The sequence below is a fragment of the Pseudomonas sp. LBUM1666 genome, assembly GCF_059695775.1.
Map to the genome: position 1 here is coordinate 2,650,460 of NZ_CP166789.1, position 20,106 is coordinate 2,670,565.

Below are 20,106 nucleotides of genomic sequence, written 5' to 3' on the forward strand. Positions count from 1 at the left end.
TCAGGAAGGTGGGCTCAAGCCAGCGAATCGCCCCGGCGAGTGGCGGCCGGTTCGGCGGTGTCCAGGCCTGCGATCCGCGCAGCGGATTCGGCATCCACCACATGCAGCGACTTACCACGGGTTTCTCGAGTCAGGCCGACGGCGACGATGGAGATCAGCGCGGCACAGACCAGGTACCAGGCGATCGGTGTCGAGCTGTGGTACTTGTTGAGCAAGGTGAGGGCAATCAGCGGTGCCAACGAGCCGGCGAAGATCGGTGCCACCTGGTAGCACAGGGACAACGCGGTGTAGCGCACGTGGGTCGGGAACATTTCGGCCATCAGCGCCGAGTAGGGCGCGTAGGTCATCGACTCGATCGCCAGGCCCAGGGTGATTGCCCCGATGATCAGCCAGTTGTTGCCGGTGTCCATCATCGGGAAGCCGATGAATCCCCAGAATGCGGTGAGGATCGCACCGGTCAGGTACACCGGTTTGCGCCCGACCAGGTCAGACAGATAACCCATCAGCGGGATCATGAAGAAATGCAGCAGGTGCGCGCCGAACATCAGAAACAGAATCTCTGAGGTGTCCTTGTGCACCACCAGCTTCAGGTAGGTAATCGAAAAGGTCACGACGGTGTAGTAGAGAATGTTCTCCGCAAACCGTGCGCCGATACCGACCAGCACCGCACGCCAGTGATGACGCAGCACTTCGACCACGCCCAATTGTTGTTGCTTGTTTTGCGCCTGACGGGCCTGGGCTTCCTTGAAGATCGGCGCGTCGTCGACGCTGGTGCGAATCCAGTAGCCGATCAGCACCACCACCGCCGAGAACCAGAACGCTACACGCCAGCCCCAGGCGAGGAACTGCTCCTCCGACAGGTTCGACGACAACAGCAGCAACGCGACGGTCGCCACCAGGTTACCGGCCGGCACACCGGCTTGCGGCCAACTGGCCCAGAAGCCTCGGCGATTGTCCGGGCAGTGTTCGGACACCAGCAGAATCGCACCACCCCATTCACCACCGAAGGCGAAACCCTGGATCAGCCGCAGCAGCACCAACAACACGGGCGCGGCGTAGCCGATCTGGTCGAAGCCGGGCAGGCAACCCATCAGGAATGTGGTGATGCCGACCACCACCAGGCTCAATTGCAGCAGGCGTTTGCGGCCGAACTTGTCACCGTAGTGACCGAACACCAAACCACCCAGCGGGCGGGCGAGGAAACCGACCGCATACAGGGCGAAGGCGGCGAGGATGCCATCGATCGGGCTGTCGGTCTGGCGAAAAAACAGCTGACCGAAGACCAGTGCCGAAGCGGTGCCGTAGAGGAAGAATTCATACCATTCGGCGACGGTACCGGCCATGGCGGCGGCCACGACACGTTTGAGTCCCGAGGGTGTGGTTGCGCGGGAGGTGCTGTGAGGATTGGACATGCTGACGTTTCCTGTAGAGGCGCAAAGACAGGCAGCCGGGCCGGGTCCGCAAGGGGCCCGCCCGGCAATCACTCAGAGACCGACGTCCGGCAGTTCCGGACGATTGGCCAGGGCCTTGGCCATGATCTGCTCGACGAAAACCCGATCGGCTTCCGGCAGGGCCAGGCGTGGCGGACGGGTCAGGGCGCTGCCGCGACCGGCGATGGCTTCGCACAGCTTGATGCACTGCACCAGGTCGGCACGGGCGTCGAGGTGCAGGATCGGCATCAGCCATTCGTAGATCGGCATGGCTTCGGCGAAGCGACCGGCCTTGGCCAGGCGGAAGATGGTTTCGCCTTCTTTCGGGAACACGTTGGACATGCCCGAGACCCAGCCCTCGGCGCCCACGGCGATGCTTTCCAGCACCACGTCATCAAGGCCGGCGAACAGCACAAAACGGTCGCCCACTTCATTGCGCACGTCGATGAAACGCCGGGTGTCGCCGGAGGAGTCCTTGAAGCACACCACGTTGTCGCAGTCGGCCAGGGAAATCAGGATGTCCGGGGTAACGTCGTTTTTGTAGATCGGCGGGTTGTTGTAAACCATCAGCGGTACGTCGGCGTTTTTCGCCACGTAACGGTAGTGCTCGGCGGTCTCGAACGGCTTGGAACCGTAGACCAACGCCGGCATCAGCATGACGCCGTCGACACCGACCCGGCGCACGGCGTTTGCGACTTTGGCCGCTGCGATGCTGGTGAATTCGGCCACGCCGCAGATCACTGGCACGCGACCGCGGGAGGCGTCGACCGCGACTTCAGTCACGGCGATTTTTTCTTCGGCGGTCAGCGAGGTGTTTTCCCCCACCGAACCGCACACCACCAGGCCCGACACGCCGTCACGGATCACGTTGGAAATCACCTGGTGGGTTTTTTCCAGGTTGATGGAGAAGTCGTCGTTGAATTGAGTGGTCACCGCGGGGAAGACACCACTCCAGTTAATGCGCTTGCTCATTGTTGCCTCCGGTTCGTTAATTGTATTTCGTATACGATATTGCAAGTGAAAAGACTCGGCCAGTGCTTTTTTCAGTGACGAGGGGTTTTTTGCTAGCCGTTGGTCAGAGTTTTGGGTGAGGGTTTGTAAAGCTGTGCTCAGGCCCCAGGCCAGGTGTCGGACAGTCGATAGCCTTGTGGCCACGGATCGCTCGGATCGAGCAGCAATTGATGTGTACCGGTAATCCAGGCCCGGCCGGAAATGCACGGGTAAATAGCCGGGCGTCCGGCCACTTCGGTCAGCGAATCGATGCGGCAGTGGAACTCGGAACCGATGATCGAACGGCCGATAAAACGCTCGCCGACCTGCATCAAGCCCTTGGCCTGCAGCACCGCCATACGCGCTGAGCAACCGGTGCCGGTCGGCGAACGGTCGATCTTGCCGGGTTGAATCACCACCGCATTGGCGCCGGTGGCGATGCCATTTTCATAGGCTAGGGGAGCCGCGATCTGGCAGAAGGAAATGTGCGACCACTCGGGGTTCAGCGGATGGACGAAGCCCAGTTGTTCATTGGCCGCGCGGGTGATTTTCAGCCCGACCTCGACCAGTTCGGCCGCTTCATCAGGACGAATGGAAAAGCCCAGGCGCTTCGCATCGGCAATCACAAAACTGTCGCCGCCGTACGCGGTGTCGACCTGCAATGAGCCGACGCCTTCGACTTCGATCCAGGCGTCGAGGCGGTCAGCGAAGGAGGGCACGTTCTTGATTTCCACCCGTTCGACCTTGCCGTCACGGCAGTCGGCCACCGCTTCGATCAGCCCGCCCGGCGCTTCGAGCACCAGCCGGGTTTGCGGTTCGGTCATCGGCAGGATGCCACTGTCGAGCAACACAGTGGCCACGCACAGCGAGTTGGAGCCGGACATCGGTGGTGTGTCGGCGGGCTCCATGATGATCCAGGCCATCTGCGCCCGAGGATCCTTGGCCGGCACCAGCAGGTTGACGTGACGGAACACGCCGCCCCGAGGTTCGTTGAGGACGAAGTTGCGCAGGGTTTGGTCCTTGGCAATCCAGCGCGACTGTTCCCACACGGTGGCCCCGGGTGGTGGCGCGACGCCGCCGACGATCACATCGCCGACTTCGCCTTCGGCGTGGCAGCTGACTACATGGATGACTTTTGATGAGCGCATGGTTTGCTCCTTGTTTTGTCTGTTAGGGCCTCATCGCGAGCAAGCTCGCTCCCACATTGATTTTGTGTACACCACTAAACCCTGTGGGAGCGAGCTTGCTCGCGATGGGGCCATCAGCTATTTCACCGATTTCAGAAAAGCCGCGGTTTCCGCATGCACCGGATTGCCAATAACCTGATCCGGCGAGCCGATCTCATGCACCAAGCCATTGCGAAAGAACGCCACACGATCAGACACATCCCGGGCAAAGCGAATCTCATGAGTCACCAACACCATGGTCATACCGTCTTCGGCAAGCATGCGCATGGTGTCGAGCACCTCGCCCACCAGCTGCGGGTCGAGGGCCGAAGTGGCTTCGTCGAACAGCATGTAGTCCGGCGACATGGCCAGGGCGCGGGCGATCGCCATGCGCTGTTGCTGGCCGCCGGAGAGCTTGCCGGGAAAGGCTTTGAGCTTGTCGCCCAGACCGACGTGGGTCAGTTGCTTGACCGCCAGTTCCTCGGCTTCGGCCTTGCTCTTGCCCAGTACTTTACGCGGCGCCAGCATTACGTTTTCCAGCACGGTCAGGTGCGGGAACGCATTCCATTGCTGGAACACGATGCCGATTTTCTGCCGCAGACGGTTGAGGTCCGTGGCGCTGTCGTGGACCTCGACACCGTCGACGCGAATGTTGCCTTTCTGGATCGGCTCCAGGCCGTTGATGCACATCAGCAGGGTCGATTTGCCCGAGCCGGAGCCGCCGATGATCGACACCACCTCGCCCTTGTTCACCGTCAGGTTGACGCCCTTGACCACTTCGAGGTTGCCGAAGGATTTGTGTACGTTGTCGATCTCAATCATTTTCTTGCCACCTTCTTTCCAGACGAGCGCCGAGGCGAGCGACCACCAGGCTCATGACGTAGTAGATGAGGCCCGCGATGCACAGCACCAGCAGCGGTTCCTGAATGCGGGTCACGATGGTTTGCGAAGCGCGCAGCAGTTCGACGATGCCGATCCACATCACCAGCGCGGTGTCTTTCATCACGCTGAGGACCAGGTTCAGCCAGCCGGGAAAGGCTACCCGCGTGGCCATCGGCAGGACGATCCAGCGCAGGTCCTGCAAGAAACTCAAACCAAGGGAGCGACTGGCCCGGCGTACGGTGAACGGCACCGAAAGCACGCCGCTGCGCACGATCTCGGTGAAGTACGCGGCGGCGTAGACCCCGAGCACAATGCAGCCAACGCTGAAGGCGCTGATGTTCAAGCCGACGATGCTTTTCAGCGAGTTGAACAACACAAACTGGATCAGCAACGGCACGCTGCGAAACACGTCCAGTACCCACGCCAGTGGCAGGCTGGCGCGCGGCAACAGTGCCCGCAGCAAGCCGAACAACAGCCCGGCGAAAGAGCCGAGGATGATCGACCAGAACGTGAGTTTCAGAGTGACCCAGGCGCCATCAAGCAAGAACAGCAGGTCATTCCAGGAAAAACTGGTGGTCAACATGGTCACCTCCTCAGTAACGGAACAGCCGCCAGGCCATCAGCCGGGCTACGGCGACGATCGCCTTGGCAATCAGGTAATACAGCGCCGCGGCGATGGCGAAATATTCGAAGGTGCGGAACGTCTTGACGTTGTAGTCCTGGGTCACGCCGGTGAGGTCATTGTTCAGCCCGACGATCACCCCCAGCGACGTCATCAGCACCGCCCAGACCATCTGGTTACTCAACGGGTAGAACACGATTCGCAACAGCTGCGGGACGATGATCATCCGGTAGGCCTGGAAGGCACTCATGCCCAGCGAACGCGCGGCGCGCACTTGCGTGCCGGGCACAGCCTTGAGGCCGCCGCGAAAGTTTTCCGCCAGGTAGCCGGCGTTGTTGAAGGTGATCCCGGCCAGCAGCGCGAACCATGAGCTGACATGCAAATCCAGCGAGCCAAGGCCGAAGTAGAGGACGTAGATCTGGAACAGCGACGGGGTGTTGCGGGCTATCGACACCCAGCCGTTGCCGATGCCGCGCAACAACGGTTGTTTGGTTTCGCGCATCACCGTCAGGGCCAGGGCGATCAGCACGCCGAAGATCATCGACAGCGCGGCGGTCTCGAAGGTGACCCAGGCGCCGGCGAGCATGTCCGGCAGGGCGCGCAGGGTCGCGCGCCATTGGAAGGTGTAATCAAACATGCGCGTGGCTCTCCAGAGAGGCGGCCGATTGCAGCCAGGCCGGCAAACGACCGCTGGCCGTGGCGCTGCAGGCGGCGTCAACACATTCGGCAAGGTTGGCGAAGTGCACCTTGCGGCCCACCAGGCCGGGTGCGTAGTGGGCGTGTTTGCCTGAGTTGGTCATCAAGGTTTTGGCGGCCGGCGGGATCACCGGCTCACCGAGCATGCACCAGCAGGTATCGGTGACCAGCGTCGCGCCGAAGGCTTCGATCACGGCGATATGTCCAGCCTTGCGGGCCTGCTCCAGCACCGCACGACCGCAGGTGATGGCGAGCACCACCTCGGGATGCTTGTGCCGACCCCGACACAGCCGCGCCAGATGCGCGAACTCGCTCAGGGAGAAATGCGGGTTGCCCAGCGAGACCACATCCACCCGGTTGTCGCGGGCACTGTTGAGCTCACGCCAGCTGAGCAGCAAATCTTTCAGGCGGATTTTTTCCACCGGCACATCGGCGTCCGCCTCCAGCACCTGCGCCGGGTCGAGTGCTTCCGGCGTCACCCCGGAGATATGGAACAGCGGCGCGGCGGAGGTGGTGGCGAAAGCCGCACCGAAAGCTTTCAGGTCATCCAGGCTCGGCTTGCTGTGTTCCAGCCCAAGCACCAGCGGAATCCGGCTGCCGGCCAAGGCACCGATGTGGTAACCGAGCAGCGGGTAGAAGGCATCGTCCAACTCGCGCAAAACCGGCAATTCGATTTGCAGTCTCGCTTTACGTTGCGCGTCCAGATGGCAGCCGATCAAGGGCGCGCGGCCGGTCAGGGCGATGCAGATGTCCAGGTAGTCCGGGTATTTCAGGGTGCGTGCGCCGAGTACGCTGTTGGCATACACCACGGCGTTGGATTCGGCCCAGACGATTTGCTCGCCGGCCTTCGGCGCGCTGTCGAGCAGGTAGGGCGCGCAGGTGAAACTCAGCTGTGCGCCCATCGCCATGTACGCATCGCCCAAGGCACTGGCCGGTACGCCGAGTGCCGGATCAATGCCCAATTCGCGCCAACGGCGCTGGTCGACGGAAATCGAATTGAGGGTGGTCGGCACCCGTACTTTGGCTCCCCACTGCACCAGTTGTTCAGCAAAGCGCAGGCTCGCAGGTCCGGTATAAATGCAGCCGTCGATGTGCGCCTGGGTGACATCCACCAGATGGCGGGCGCCTTGCAGTTCAGCCATGCGCAGGACGATCTGCATGGCCACCTGGGCAGCCTTGCCATGCTCGCCGTCGAGCAGCGCCTGATCGTGTTCGGTGAGTTCGATAGCGGTGCTTTTTTCTGCTGTCTGCAACGGACTGTCGAGTGCCTGCCAGGCATCGCCCGGCAGGTGTTCGAACACGGTCACCATTGAGGCTTCGACCCGAGCAAAGGCCTTGCCGCGCAAGGCGGCGAAGGCCTCCCGGCCGATGCACAGCACCGGCAGGGAACGCTCGAAAATGGTCTGTGCCACGAGCACGCCCAGGGTCAGGATCTCATCGGGTTCGGCCAGCACCAGTGCGGCCGGCGCATGACCGTTGCTGATCAGTTCCATCAGCACACTGCTGCCGGTGCACGAGCCGCGGCCGCTGGGAATGGCCAGCACCCGGCCAGCCAGAAGTTCGCCGCTCAGCGGGTGGTGACGGTCGATGATCTCTCCACTATACGGATCGACCCCGCCCCAGAAACTCAGCCCGACATCGGCAAACAGCAGGGCGCCTTGGGCGGCGCCGGCGACCAGGCTGCGACCGGTCAGAGAGGTTGGCCTAGGCATGCCGGACACCTCAGTAATAGACCTTGGGCACGGTCAGGTCGGTGGGTGAAATCTCGGTGCCGACCCATTTGGTGAACAGCTCGTTGTATCGGCCGCTGCGCACCTGCTGATTGACGAACAGGTTGAGGTAGTTGAGCAGGCCATACTCGTTGCGCTTGGCGCCCAGGGACACGTAGTCGATGGTGTACGGCGCGTTACCGGCGATTTTCAGGTTCTTGTATTTGCCCGACTTGATCGTGGCGGCGGCCACGGTGTTGGTGACCACGGTAGCGTCGATGTGACCCTGGGCGACCGCCAGCAGCGTGTCGTTCTGCGACTGATAGGCGCGGAAGGTGCCGGTGCCCCAGTTCTTCACGTCTTTTTCCAGAGCGATGGCTTCATAGGTGCCGCTGGTGTTGCCCAGGGCTTTGCCTTTGATATCGGCGAAGCTGTTGATGCCGGTGTTGTCGCGGGTCAGCACCACCATCTGAAAGGCGAAGTACGGCACGGTAAGGCCGACGGTCTTGGCCCGTTCGAGGGTGTCGGACGTGGACGCAACGATCACGTCCGCACGCCCGGAGACCAGCGCCGGAATTCGATCGGGGAAGGGTGTTTCAACCACTTCGGCGTCGACCCCGAGGATTTTCGCCAGGTCGCGGCAGTAGTCCACGTCGAAACCGGCCGGGTTGTTACCTTCATCGCGGAAACCCATGGGTGGGAAGTCCAGGGTCACGGCGCAGCGCAGCTTGCCCGAACCAATGATGTCGTCGAGCTTGTCGGCCTGGGCGGTGGCAATGAAGGACGTACTGAGAACAGCGCTGAGGGCTACGGCAAATGCGGGGTTTTTCATAGAGGCCTCGTTGTCGGAAAGTGCTGTTGGATATCGTATTGTGAATTTCGTATACGATATGTGATTAGCAATGAGCGTGCCCGTTTCCGAACTGAGGCGAGAATTATTCGCCAAGCCTTGAGCTAAACGTCCTGCAAGATTTTGGGAATGGGATGTAGGAGAAGAACGCTTCGATGGCCTGTATCAGGTGGTGTTACAGAAGGGAGCAGTGGGAACGCCGGGCGCCCCATAAAGGAACACTCGCCCGGATTCAGCGACGGCTTTCGCGATACTGACTCGGCGCCAGACTGGTCAAGGCGCGGAACTGCCGGCTGAAGGCGCTGTGATCGGTGTAACCGCAGCGCAGGGCGATCTCGGTGATGGGCAGGTCGGTGTGCAGCAACAGTCGGGAGCCTTCTTCCAGGCGCGCCTTGTGAATCATCTGCCGTGGGGTGAGTTGGAACACCCGTTTGCAGTGGCGCTCCAGTTGCGCCACGGAAAACCCGGCGATCGCGGTCAGTTCGGCGAGGCTGATCGGCCGGGCGAAATGGCTTCGGATGTGCGCGTCCACCGCCGCGAGCTTCTGGAAGGCCGGATGGCTGGACTGTGGCGCTTGCAGGTCGCGGGAGATGCCGGCCAGGCCGACGATCTGACCTTGCAGGTCGCGCAGCGCGAGTTTGTGGGTCAGGCACCAGACCGGCTGGTTACCGTAATACAGGTGCAGTTCGAGTTGGTCGGCCAGTTCGCGGCCGGTGGACAGCACCCGCCGATCCTGCTCGGTGTACAGCGGGCCGAAGCGCTCGGGAAAGACCATGTCGGCGGTGCGCCCGAGCAGCTCGTCACTGTGTTTGAAGCCGCAGCGCCGGGCCAGGGTCTGGTTGACGAAGGCGTAGCGGGCCTCGCTGTCCTTGATGAAAAACACCACGTCCGACAGGGTGTCGAGCAGCGCCGCGATCGGCTGCAGACTGCTCAGCAGGGTGGGCAGGTCGCAGGGTTTGAAGGTAGTGAGCGAGGCATACATGGCGCTGGGCGTCTGGAGGCAATGCCCCGGATCATAGAGACTCGGCGACGGAGCCGAAAGCCCCGGGCCGGCATTCAGTCGGGCGGCGAGTCATCCAGGCACAGCAAGGTCTCGATCCGCGCCGGACTGAACGGTGGCCGTGGCGCCGAAGGTTGCCAGCCGAACAGGTGCTGCAACGCGCCGCCACACACCCGGCCCTGGCAGGCGCCCATGCCGCAGCGGCTGGCCAGCTTGGCGTCGCGCCAGTCAGTGTGCCCGGCAAGCGCTGCGTAAGGCACGTCTTCGCAACGGCACACCAGGGTGTCGGGTTGTGCCAGCGACTTGAGTTGCGGATCGAGGGTGAAGGCCTTGTTGAGGGCGTTGGCGAAACCCTGCCAGCGCGCACGGCGCGGCCACAATGCTCGGGCCGAATCAAGGTCACCGACGGCGGCGTGGCCAGCGATGGCGCCTTCGACCAATGCCAGTTCACTGCCGCCAAAACCGGTGCATTCACCTGCCGCGTAGTGATCGGCGCGGCGAGTGGTCTGCCAGGCATCGACAGCAATCGCTTGGCCATCGAGTTCGCAGCCCAGGGCCTGACCGAGTTGGGTATTGGGGATCAGACCGAAACCGCAAGCCAGGCGATCACATTCCAGTTCGACGATTTTTCCTTGCTGTTGCAGGCGCACACCTTCCAGCCGCTCATTGCCCAGGGCGGCCAGTACATAGGTTCCGGTACGGTAATGGCGGTCGAACAACGTGACCGACTGCATCAGCTTGTTGGGCCAGCGTGGCAGTTGCGCGGCGAAACCGGCGACGGCGGCCGCGCTGGCCTGCTCGGCAATGCGCAGCACCTGGGCGCCGTTATGTTTCGCGGTGGCGGCGCTGGCCAGCAGTAACGGTCCGCTGCCGGCAATCACAATGCGTTCGTCCTGCACTGGCAGGCCACCTTTGATCAGTGCCTGGAGGCCACCGGCGCCAGTCACGCCGGGCAGCGTCCAGCCGGGGAAGGGCAGAAGCAACTCGCGGGCGCCAGTACACAGAATCAATTTGTCGTAACCGATCAACCAGCCTCGATCGGCGTCTTCAACCAGCAGTTGTTTCGGCCCGGAGCAGGCGATCACCCGAGTGCCGGAGTGGCGATGGATGTTGCTGCACGCCTCCAGTCGCTTGCGCATCTGACGTGCCGGGTTCGGCAGGTTGGCTTGAGGACCATCACGCCAGATTTGACCGCCCGGCAATGGGTTGTCGTCGAGCAGGACGATGCGTGCACCGCTGGGCGCCGCAGCGAGCGCAGCGACCATGCCGGCGGGACCGGCACCGATGATCAGCAGGTCGGCGTATTCGCTCATGCTTGAGTCTCCACGTGCATGCCGTCACGGCACAACGTCTGGCAGGCCAGGCGCCGTCGACCGTCGATGGTCACCCGGCATTCCTGGCAAATACCCATGCCGCACAGCGGGGCGCGGCGTTGGCCACTGACGGATGTGCGCGTGCAGCCATCGCCGCTCAGGGCCAGTGCTGCGGCAACACTGGTGCCTTCGGCAACCCGCAGGGCACGTCCGTCCAGCATCACTTCAGGCATAAACGGGCGCTCCGAGAAAACGTTGCGGCAAATAAGGTTGCGCGGCCAGTGGCGGCGCTTCGTCGAACAGCTGCGCGACCAGCAGGTCGGCGGTGCCGGGTGCAGTGGTCACGCCGAGGCCCTCGTGGCCGACCGCCAGCCATAAACCTTTGCGTTGCGGGTGCTGACCCACCAGCGGCAAACCGTCGGGGCTGGCAGCGCGAAAACCGGTCCAGGCGCGGATGCCGTTGAGCTGAGCCAGCCCAGGCATGTAGTCGGTGGCACGCCGGAGCATTTTCGCCAGCATCCAGCCCTCGACCTGCGGGTCGGTGGTGCCGAATTGTCGTGAGGCGCCGATGAACAGTTGCCCGGTCGGCCGGGGTTGAATGTTGCAAGCCGTCGAAGGACCGCTGGCGTTGTGGGCACTGGTGACGTAACCGAGTTCCACCAGGGTGTGGGTGACTTTGCCGGGATAGCGGTCGGTGATCAGCAAGTGGCCTTTCTTCGGCTCGATCGGCAACTCCGGGCACAGCTCGTTGGCCTGGATGCCGTTGGCCAGAATCACCGCTTCGGCGCTTAGCCAGTGGCCGTCGTCGAGTCGCACGCGGTTGCCGTCGACTTCGCTGACCCGCGCCCGGCGTTGGCTGATGTTCGGTGTGTCGAGCATCCAGTTGGCGGTTGCCGGGGCATACAGAATGCCGTCGCCATTGATCAGCAGTCCGCCTTCCAGGCCCTCGCGCAGTTCCGGTTCGCGTTGGTGCAAGGCACTGCTGGAGATCAATTCGCAGGCCACGCCTTGGGCCTGCAAGTTCAGGTATTTGCTGTGGGCGACGGCCATTTCTTCGGCATTGGCCGCCAGCCAGAGGGTGCCATTGCAACGGTAGGCACAGCCATCGGGAAGGGCTGGTGCCAGTTCGCGCCAGCGTTGCAGGGAATATTGACTGAGGGCCAGTTCGGCCGGGTTGTCGTCGAGGACCAGCAAATGGCCCATGCCCGCCGCCGTTGCGCCGGGCAGGCCGGCGTCCAGCACCAGCACGCGCAAGCCGCGACCCGCCAGCGCCTGGGCACAAGCGGCGCCGATAATGCCGGCGCCGATCACGATCACATCGGCCATATTGCCCTCACTCACGGGCGAATGCCCCAGGCGAACGGGTCGTCCTGCTCGATGATCAGGCTGGCTTCGGCGCTGATAAAGGCGCGGCCGCGAATGGTCGGCACGATGCGCTCGCCCTGAAGTTCGTAGGAACCCTCGAACTCGCTGCCGATGACACTGGCCTGACGCCAGATCTGTCCCGGCTGCAATTTGTCGTCGGCCGCCAGGCACGCCAATTTGGCACTGGTGCCGGTGCCACAGGGCGAGCGGTCGTAGGCCTTACCGGGGCAGAGGACGAAGTTGCGGCTGTCGGCTTGCTCGTCATCGGCGAACAGCTCGACATGGTCGATCAGCCCGCCGTCTTCGCCGCGAATGCCTTGAACCTCCAGTGCTTGCTGCACGGCGTAGGTGTAGGCGGTCAGCGTATCGAGGTTATCGCCCGCAACGCGCAGGCCATGCTCGGCAATCAGGAAAAACCAGTTCCCACCCCAGGCAACATCGCCGGTCACTTGACCGATACCCGGCACCTGCAGCGACAGCGCTTTGCGGTAACGGTACGCCGGCACGTTGCGCACGCTGACCGAGTGGTCTTCGTGCAGCGTTGCCTGCACTGTGCCCACTGGGGTTTCGATGCTGTGCACCCCTGGGCCGATCTTGCCCAGATGCGCCAGCGATGCCACCAGCCCGATGGTGCCGTGCCCGCACATGCCGAGGTAACCGCTGTTATTGAAGAAAATCACGCCAGCACAGGCGCTCGGGTCTACCGGCTCACAGAGCAGGGCGCCGACCAGCACATCGCTGCCTCGGGGTTCCAGCACGCAAGCGGCGCGCCATTGATCATGCTGTTCGGCCAGCCGCTGTCGACGCTCGGCCATGCTGCCGTTGCCCAGGTCAGGAAAACCGGCGGTCACCAGGCGGGTCGGTTCGCCGCCGGTGTGGGAGTCGATCACGGTGATGCGTTTCATGGAATGGCCACGTCCGTTCAGATGAGTGAACGAAAGAGTGGCCTGTGCGAGGGCTTGCCGGCTTGATGGTTTTATCCAGTGCCGATGACGAAATCGGCACAGTGCGGCGAGCCGTCAGTGGTGATGAGGCAGGTGCTCGAACAGGGTCTTGCAGACGCCGGCAATGTGCTCGTCGAGCAACTTCACCGCCAGGTCCACGTCACCGGCGCGACAGGCTGCAAGGATTTCCCGGTGTTCGTGATCGGCGCGTTCCTTGCCGGCCGACAGGCTCATCTGCATGCGCAGGTAGCGCTCCAGCTTGTCGTTGACCGAGCGGATCAGGCCGACCAAAAAAGGTCGTTGCGCCGGTTCGTAAAGACAAGCGTGCAGTTCCCAATTGAGCTCGGCCCAGCGCCCCACGTCATCTTCGCCGATGAACTCCTGGCAGATGCGTTCGGCGCGGGCGAAGGTGTCTTCGGTCATGTTCGGAATGGCCAGGCGCAGCACCTTGTCTTCGAGCAGCATGCGCACTTCGAACATCTGCGCCAGTTCCGCATCGGAAACCCGCGTGACCATCGCCCCGCGATTGCGCTGGAACATCACCAGGCCTTCGGCCTCCAGACGTTTGAGGGCTTCGCGCACGGGAATCTTGCTGACGTTGAACTGGCGGGCAATATCGTCCTGGCGAATCGGCTCGTCCTCGGCGAAATGCCCGGCGACGATGGCGTCACGCAGATGACGGGTGATGATTTCCGACGTAGAAGGCGAATTGCCAAGGTCGGGAGCGTTGAGTTTGGTCAGGGCCACGGTCGTGTTCGTTAGGATTGAATTGCAGATATGGTATACGAATTTGCCTTGGGTGTTCTTTCGGCGATAGCCAGGATCTCCAGCCACCGTCTGTCAGCCATCAACGTTCGGGAAGGTTCCAGCTTTCGCGGATTTGCTCATATTCCGCCTCAGGCATTTGAACCAGCAGAGGCGACTGGCGAGGATCCAGCCAATTGAACAAGCGAGAAATATCCGCTGGATCCATGGCGGTGCAGCCCCGCGTCGGCGAGGAGGGGCCACGCCAGATGTGGAAAAAAATGCACGAGCCCGAGGCGGGGGACGCCGGCGTATTGTGCTCGATGAAAATGCCTTTTCGATACATGTCGTCATCGCGACGCATACGTTCGGAACTGTTCCAGTCTTTCGAAACAGTCGCTCCATCGACCAGCTCGTTATAGCGGGCGGAGTGGCTGTCATCCACGCATTCGATGGTCGACGTCAGCGCAAGGTACGGCAGTCTGGTGTCGGCCGTGCTGTCGTAGCCAAACGCCGTTCCCAGTTTAAATACCCCGGCTGGTGCTTTTCCATCGCCTTCATGTTTGACCGGACCTTCGCGTTGCTCAACGCTGCTCAGACCCTTGCCCCACGCCAGACCGCTCTTGCCGACCACCACCGGAAACGATCCTTCGTATTGTCGAAAGCTGTTCCCATGCCGTTCATAGCGCTGGGCCGTGCCCTGGATGTCAGTCCAGTTTTTTGTGGTGACCACAATCAGCTGATTGGCGGTGTCGAGAACATCGCGTGTACCCAGCGGCGTGATAGGGAAGTCCATGACGTTCTTCGGCGATCCTTCCCCGCTGTAGGTGAAGTGCCACCATTCCTTGGAGTACCCGGTAAACCCTTCTTTCTCCATGGCCCTGCTGAGCTTCTGGCGATTGTCCCTGGCAGCAGCGCTGATCGTCGGGTTGTCGGTATGCGCTCGCTCATCAAAGCAATCGAACCCCGTGCCCATGTCGAGCGCGCCGTCGCGCCAACGCTGGCCATAGGGGGCCGTGCAATCGACTTGCCCGGCTGAAGGCGTCCAGCTAGCGGCGGGCAGGGCATCCGGACCGGTCAGTGTCAGATCCACGGTTGAGCCTTTGGAGTGGTTCGACACCCGGGCCACGTAACCCAGGCGCCAGAAGTCCTGCTTGTCCACACGTGGATAGAACTCGGCCTTGCGCGGGTCACCCGGCACCAAAGCAAAGCGCCCCATGTCTGCAACGGCACGGCTGGGCCGATAACAGTCAAACACCTTCAAACCGTAGCCTTGCGCACGCAATGCTGTTTGTACCCGAGCGAGGGCCTTGGCGGCGTCCAGCGATAACAGGCATTGCGCCGCGGCGTAACCGTCGAGTGGGTGTCCGGTGAAGTTGTGAGCGCTGGCATAGCGAATGTCTTGCTCGATGCCCGGATCAATCGTACGCAGATACACCATGTTCTCGGGTCGTGTCTCTGCACCGGCGATGCCGGGTGCGACGATGCTCAGGCACAGGGCCCATCGCAGACAGGTCCGCGTGAGCCTGTTTTGCTGGTCCATTGCGCAACGATGGTGGTTTGATCTGCCCGTCAGGGTTTTGGACGATCGAATGTCCAAGGCTCGCCTCTCGTATGATTTTTTACGCTTTCTTTACAGTGATCATTTTCGTCCGACACGATACTGGCCGCGTTTTTTGACGTCGATACGTATAGCACTTCACCGCTTGGCTTAGCGACGTGTGGACCACTGTCATTAATAACCGTTTGAATCAATGCCTCTTTACGGCCGCCTATCTCAAACGGCCTCGGGGAGCCGTCTCGCTCAAGGATGGCATGCACTTTCTCCCCCTTCATTCAGAGAGTCTACCGTGAGCGAAACAACCACCGTTGCACATGAAAATTCTCAAGCCAAAACGTCAGGTGCAGGCTTGCTCGTCGCCGCTGTCGGCGTGGTTTACGGGGACATTGGCACCAGCCCCCTTTACACATTGAAAGAAGTATTTTCCGGCCACTACGGCGTTCAGGTAAATCACGACGGAGTGCTGGGCATTCTGTCGTTGATCTTCTGGTCACTGATCTGGGTGGTCTCGATCAAGTACGTGCTGTTCATCCTTCGCGCCAACAACCAGGGCGAAGGCGGCATTATGGCGTTGACGGCTTTAGCCCGCCGCGCGGCAGCCCCTTATCCGCACATGAGCAAGGTACTGGTAATGCTCGGCCTGTTCGGTGCGGCACTTTTTTACGGGGACAGCATGATCACCCCGGCTATTTCGGTGCTCTCTGCGGTTGAAGGACTACAGCTGGCGTTTGACGGAATAGAGCACTGGGTGGTGCCCTTGTCGGTGATCGTGCTGGTGGCGCTGTTCTTGATACAAAAACACGGCACGGCTCGCATCGGTATCCTGTTTGGTCCAGTGATGGTGCTGTGGTTTGTAGTGTTAGGTGCGCTGGGGATCTATGGCATTTTGCAGCGCCCGGAAGTATTGCAAGCGCTCAACCCATACTGGGGAGCACATTTTTTTATCGCTCATCCGGGGATCGGTGTGGCCATCCTGGGTGCCGTCGTATTGGCTTTGACCGGTGCTGAAGCGCTTTATGCCGACATGGGCCACTTTGGTCGCAAACCGATTTCTCGTGCCTGGTTCATTCTCGTGTTGCCCGGTTTGGTGCTCAACTACTTTGGCCAAGGCGCCTTGATCCTGGGAAACCCGGAGACCGTGCGCAACCCGTTCTATTTGCTGGCGCCTGAATGGGCACTGTTACCGATGGTCGCGCTCTCCACACTGGCCACGATCATCGCTTCTCAAGCCGTGATCTCCGGTGCTTTCTCCCTGACTCGCCAGGCCATCCAGCTGGGTTACGTCCCTCGCATGTTTATCCAGCACACCTCCAGCCAGGAGCAGGGACAGATCTACATCGGCACGGTTAACTGGGCGTTGATGGTCGGTGTCGTGCTGTTGGTGATTGGTTTCGAGTCGTCCAGTGCTTTGGCCGCAGCTTATGGCGTCGCTGTGACGGGGACCATGCTGATCACAACAATCCTGTCTTCGGCTGTCGTCCTGCTCCTATGGAAAACGCCGCGCTGGTTGGCCATCCCGATGCTGCTCGGATTTTTGCTGGTAGACGGTCTGTATTTCGCGGCCAACGCGCCGAAGATTTTTCAGGGCGGTGCGTTCCCGGTGATTGCCGGCATCGGTCTGTTCATTTTGATGACGACCTGGAAGCGGGGCCGGAAGATTATCGTTGAGCGGCTGGATGAAACCGCGCTTCCTCTACCACTGTTCATCGGCAGCATCCGTACGCAGCCTCCCCATCGCGTACAAGGCACGGCGGTGTTTCTGACGGCCAGGGCCGATGCCGTTCCTCATGCGCTGCTGCACAACCTGTTGCATAACCAGGTTTTGCATGAACAAGTCGTGTTGCTCACTGTAGTGTCTGAAGACAGCCCACGCGTGAGTGCTGACAGAAGGTTTGAGGTCGAAGCCTATGGTGAAGGCTTCTTCCGGGTCAGCCTGCACTTTGGTTTTATCGAGGAGCCCGATGTCCCCTTGGCGTTGAGTCTGTGTCACTTGGCTGAGCTGGATTTCAGTCCGATGCGCACGACCTATTTCCTCAGCCGAGAGACGGTCATTGCGACCAAACGCATGGGTATGGCTCGTTGGCGAGAGAACCTGTTCGCCTTTTTACTCAAGAACGCCAACAGCAATCTGAAGTACTTCAAGTTGCCACTGAACAGGGTGATAGAGCTGGGCACACAGGTCGAGATGTAGCGATAAACAAAGCGGTTGATTCCAGCACATCGTCGGCGACCCACAACTCTATGTTGTTGAATAGATCAGCTCTCAGGGGAAATGATTGAATCCGGGCCAGGCTCAGCTGCCAGTTTCAATCGGTCAGCTTTACTAATGTATTTAGACTTACTGGCCGGTGCCAATTTGGCACTGGCCTTTTTTGCGTGAGCCTTTAATAACTGCTGTATTTTTTTACGACGGTTCATGTTTTCTGCTCGGTTTGTAAACTCTTCAATGATGGCAGAGGTTGGTGCACGAAGCCTAGGGCGTGAGACAGGGCTGCACTGCGTCTTCCATGATAAAGATGACATCGGCCCAGCGAATATCCGTTGGACCAATGGGGCTACGTACGTTCGAACTTGTGTCTCTCAGGCAAACGCAGCCTCGACAAATGCCTCCAGCGCCTTGTCTTCCAGGATCTCTATAGAGAAGTGCCCGAAGCGCTTGGGTAACCAGATGATGCGTGTCCCGGACGGGGATAGCAGGTTCTCGCGGGCCAACGGCGCTCCGTTTTCGTCTACTGGCTGAACACCGGCGACCATCAATTCGTCATAGGCCTTCTCGATGTCCGGTGTCGAGTAGCAGTGGCGATAAATCATCCCTTCGCCCGAGGCGTCCAACAGTTCCTTCAGGTTCCCCGCCAACGGCTGTACCAGCATGAAACGCTCTTGGCCGATCAGCGCAATCGCGTAGTGCACATGCAGACCACCTCGCTCCCAAACGAGCGTTTTGGAGATCCTGGCTTTCAGTATCTGTGCGTAGTAAGCACAGGCTTCCTCGAGATTTTTGACCAGTACATCGACGTGACTGAACTTCAATTCCATTGCATGCCTCCTGCCGGCCCTGCGCCCTGTTGATCCATGGGTACTGATCCTGGGATTGCCCAATCACAGACTGAGGTGAGCATGCCATTAACGCCCTCTCTTGCGTTGCAATGATCCTTTAAAAAATCGCAGTCTGGCGAGAGCAAGCGCCCTCGCCACAGGGTTAGCGTCACGCGTAAATTGCCATCAGCTCCCACCCCGTTTATTCAACGCCTCTTCCGCCGCCGCAATTTCAGCCTGACGCTTGACGATCATGTCGCCTATCGGCGGACCCTGGAAGCGTCGGGCTTCAAAACCGAACCAGACGATGGCCGTCAGCACCAGAAATCCGATGGTGATGTACAGCGCCCAATCGTTCGGTGGCTGGATGCCGATGACGAAAATGATCACCATCGAGAGGATCGAGAGGAGGGCAAACACTGTGTACCAGAAGCGTCCCATGTTCCACGGCCCCATGGTCGGCCACTTCGAAGTCCCGTAGGTAAACAGGCCCAGCACGATGGGAATGATGAAGGAGAAGAACAGGAAGATCACCGTGCAGGACACCACGATGGTATAGACCGGTGTTTCGCCGACCGAGATCACCGACGATCCCCAGACGAACAACACCGCGAGGGTGGCACCGGTCCAGATCGCCGCCACCGGGCTGCGAAGGGTCGGCGAGACCGAAGCCAGTGTTTTGGAGAAGGGCAGGCCGCCGTCCCGGGAGAACGCGAAGATCATGCGTGAGACCGAGGTCACGGTCGCCAACCCGCAAAGAAATTGCGAGATGAAAATTGCCACGTAAAGCGCCAACTTCACCGTTGGATTGACCTGGGTGTCCATGGCCCAGAAAAACACGGTCCAGCCATGCTTCGCCGCCTCGTCCATGTTCGGCAGCATCAGCACAAACGAACTGAGCATGACCCAGCCGAACAGCAGCGACCAGACCACCGACATGACCATGCCGCGTGGCACTGACATGGCGGCATTTCGGGTCTCTTCCGAGGTATGTGCAGAGGCGTCATAGCCGGTGATGGTATAGATCGGCAATAGCAGGCCGAGCATGAAAATCCAGCCGTTCGACACCTGTGGCCAAACGCTGCCGCCAGCCTCGCCGGAATAGTTGCTGAAGGTCCATAACCGGGCGAACTCATAGCTGGGTGCAGAGATCAGGCAGACGATGGTCAGCGCGAGCGCCGTGGCGAAGATCAGATACCCCGAGAAGTCGGTGAGCTTCGCGGTCAGGCCGATACCCAGGTGGTTACACAAGGCCTGGAGGCCAGTCAGGATCGCCAGGAAAATCATCCGTGTCGTGATGGTGTCTTCCATGCCCAGGGCCGGTCCGAAGGCGCCGAAAAAGAAGTAATAGGTGCCGACGTTGATCGCGCCGAGCACGGTGACCAGCCCGAGCAAGTTGAACCACGCGGTCAGCCAGCCGGTGAAGCGGTTACCGAGAATCGAGCCCCAGTGATAGAGGCCGCCAGCGGTGGGGTAGGCCGAGGAAATTTGTGCCATGGCCATGGCGAAAACCCCGGAGATCAGGCAACCGATTGGCCAGCCGATGCCGATTGACGCACCGCCCGCACCCGAGGTGCCCTGAGCGAGTGAATTGATACCACCCGAGAGGATGCAGATGATCGAAAAGGAAATGGCAAAGTTGGAGAAAACGCCCATGCGTCGCGAGAGCTGCTGGGCATAGCCCATGTTGTGCAGCACTTTGACGTCATCGTCTTGCGGCGCGCTCGTGCCGGGCTGGCTTGCTGGATTCATGTTGTGTGCCCCTTAGGTTTTGATACGCATCCATCCGGGTTTTACG

19 protein-coding genes are annotated in these 20,106 nt (G+C 60.9%); 1 reads left to right on the forward strand and 18 read right to left on the reverse strand.

What is annotated here, in order from left to right; translation table 11 throughout:
- Positions 1-14 precede the first annotated feature (14 nt).
- The 15 genes from abaF to ACA056_RS12175 all read right to left on the reverse strand — a co-directional run bounded on the left by abaF (position 15) and on the right by ACA056_RS12175 (position 15,254).
- On the reverse strand, positions 15-1,412 hold the full coding sequence (gene abaF, locus ACA056_RS12105) for a fosfomycin efflux MFS transporter AbaF (protein WP_497272998.1): 1,398 nt from the start codon (positions 1,410-1,412) through the stop codon (positions 15-17).
- A gap of 72 nt (positions 1,413-1,484) precedes the next feature.
- Positions 1,485-2,402: a dihydrodipicolinate synthase family protein gene (locus ACA056_RS12110; RefSeq protein WP_033056590.1), complete on the reverse strand. Its 918-nt coding sequence runs from the start codon at positions 2,400-2,402 to the stop codon at positions 1,485-1,487.
- A 137-nt stretch (positions 2,403-2,539) separates the two neighbouring features.
- A complete protein-coding gene (locus ACA056_RS12115) occupies positions 2,540-3,568 on the reverse strand; it encodes a trans-3-hydroxy-L-proline dehydratase (protein ID WP_497273000.1) in 1,029 nt (342 codons plus the stop codon).
- A gap of 117 nt (positions 3,569-3,685) precedes the next feature.
- Entirely contained in the window at positions 3,686-4,408 is a 723-nt protein-coding gene (locus ACA056_RS12120) for an amino acid ABC transporter ATP-binding protein (RefSeq protein WP_497273002.1), read from the reverse strand.
- Complete coding sequence (locus tag ACA056_RS12125) at positions 4,401-5,051, reverse strand: amino acid ABC transporter permease (protein ID WP_008157201.1); 651 nt, start codon at positions 5,049-5,051, stop codon at positions 4,401-4,403. The genes ACA056_RS12120 and ACA056_RS12125 overlap by 8 nt, the downstream gene beginning before the upstream one ends.
- 10 nt (positions 5,052-5,061) lie before the next feature.
- Positions 5,062-5,727: an amino acid ABC transporter permease gene (locus ACA056_RS12130; protein ID WP_008157202.1), complete on the reverse strand. Its 666-nt coding sequence runs from the start codon at positions 5,725-5,727 to the stop codon at positions 5,062-5,064.
- A complete protein-coding gene (gene lhpI, locus ACA056_RS12135) occupies positions 5,720-7,498 on the reverse strand; it encodes a cis-3-hydroxy-L-proline dehydratase (protein ID WP_497273005.1) in 1,779 nt (592 codons plus the stop codon). The genes ACA056_RS12130 and lhpI overlap by 8 nt, the downstream gene beginning before the upstream one ends.
- Positions 7,499-7,508: 10 nt before the next feature.
- Complete coding sequence (locus ACA056_RS12140) at positions 7,509-8,327, reverse strand: ABC transporter substrate-binding protein (protein WP_008157204.1); 819 nt, start codon at positions 8,325-8,327, stop codon at positions 7,509-7,511.
- Between the two features lie 250 nt (positions 8,328-8,577).
- Positions 8,578-9,327 (reverse strand): AraC family transcriptional regulator, encoded by a 750-nt coding sequence (locus ACA056_RS12145; RefSeq protein ID WP_074877194.1) that lies wholly within the window; start codon positions 9,325-9,327, stop codon positions 8,578-8,580.
- Between the two features lie 74 nt (positions 9,328-9,401).
- The gene (locus ACA056_RS12150) at positions 9,402-10,658 is read right to left on the reverse strand and encodes an FAD-dependent oxidoreductase (protein ID WP_497273008.1); all 1,257 of its coding nucleotides are present in this window, start codon (positions 10,656-10,658) and stop codon (positions 9,402-9,404) included.
- Positions 10,655-10,891, reverse strand: a complete 237-nt coding sequence (locus ACA056_RS12155) for a (2Fe-2S)-binding protein (RefSeq protein ID WP_497273010.1) — start codon at positions 10,889-10,891, stop codon at positions 10,655-10,657. Before ACA056_RS12155 ends, ACA056_RS12150 begins: the two co-directional genes overlap by 4 nt.
- Complete coding sequence (locus tag ACA056_RS12160) at positions 10,884-11,999, reverse strand: NAD(P)/FAD-dependent oxidoreductase (protein WP_497273012.1); 1,116 nt, start codon at positions 11,997-11,999, stop codon at positions 10,884-10,886. Before ACA056_RS12160 ends, ACA056_RS12155 begins: the two co-directional genes overlap by 8 nt.
- A complete protein-coding gene (locus ACA056_RS12165; protein WP_497273014.1) occupies positions 11,996-12,928 on the reverse strand; it encodes a 4-hydroxyproline epimerase in 933 nt (310 codons plus the stop codon). The genes ACA056_RS12160 and ACA056_RS12165 overlap by 4 nt, the downstream gene beginning before the upstream one ends.
- A gap of 114 nt (positions 12,929-13,042) precedes the next feature.
- Positions 13,043-13,714 carry a GntR family transcriptional regulator gene (locus ACA056_RS12170; RefSeq protein ID WP_176471612.1) on the reverse strand — a complete coding sequence of 224 codons (672 nt, stop codon included), beginning with the start codon at positions 13,712-13,714 and terminating at the stop codon, positions 13,043-13,045.
- Positions 13,715-13,814: 100 nt separating this feature from the next.
- Positions 13,815-15,254, reverse strand: coding sequence for a M15 family metallopeptidase (locus ACA056_RS12175; protein WP_497273016.1), 1,440 nt, complete (start codon positions 15,252-15,254; stop codon positions 13,815-13,817).
- Between the two features lie 307 nt (positions 15,255-15,561).
- Here ACA056_RS12175 and ACA056_RS12180 point away from each other — a divergent pair, with 307 nt between their 5' ends.
- Complete coding sequence (locus ACA056_RS12180; protein ID WP_497273018.1) at positions 15,562-17,463, forward strand: potassium transporter Kup; 1,902 nt, start codon at positions 15,562-15,564, stop codon at positions 17,461-17,463.
- A gap of 65 nt (positions 17,464-17,528) precedes the next feature.
- Here ACA056_RS12180 and ACA056_RS12185 read toward each other — a convergent pair whose 3' ends face one another.
- From ACA056_RS12185 to ACA056_RS12195, 3 genes are all read right to left on the reverse strand, one after another.
- The gene (locus ACA056_RS12185) at positions 17,529-17,690 is read right to left on the reverse strand and encodes a DUF2986 domain-containing protein (protein WP_192409656.1); all 162 of its coding nucleotides are present in this window, start codon (positions 17,688-17,690) and stop codon (positions 17,529-17,531) included.
- Positions 17,691-17,852: 162 nt separating this feature from the next.
- A complete protein-coding gene (locus ACA056_RS12190; protein WP_497273020.1) occupies positions 17,853-18,308 on the reverse strand; it encodes a VOC family protein in 456 nt (151 codons plus the stop codon).
- Positions 18,309-18,494: 186 nt separating this feature from the next.
- A complete protein-coding gene (locus tag ACA056_RS12195; RefSeq protein ID WP_497273022.1) occupies positions 18,495-20,060 on the reverse strand; it encodes an amino acid permease in 1,566 nt (521 codons plus the stop codon).
- Positions 20,061-20,106 lie beyond the last annotated feature (46 nt).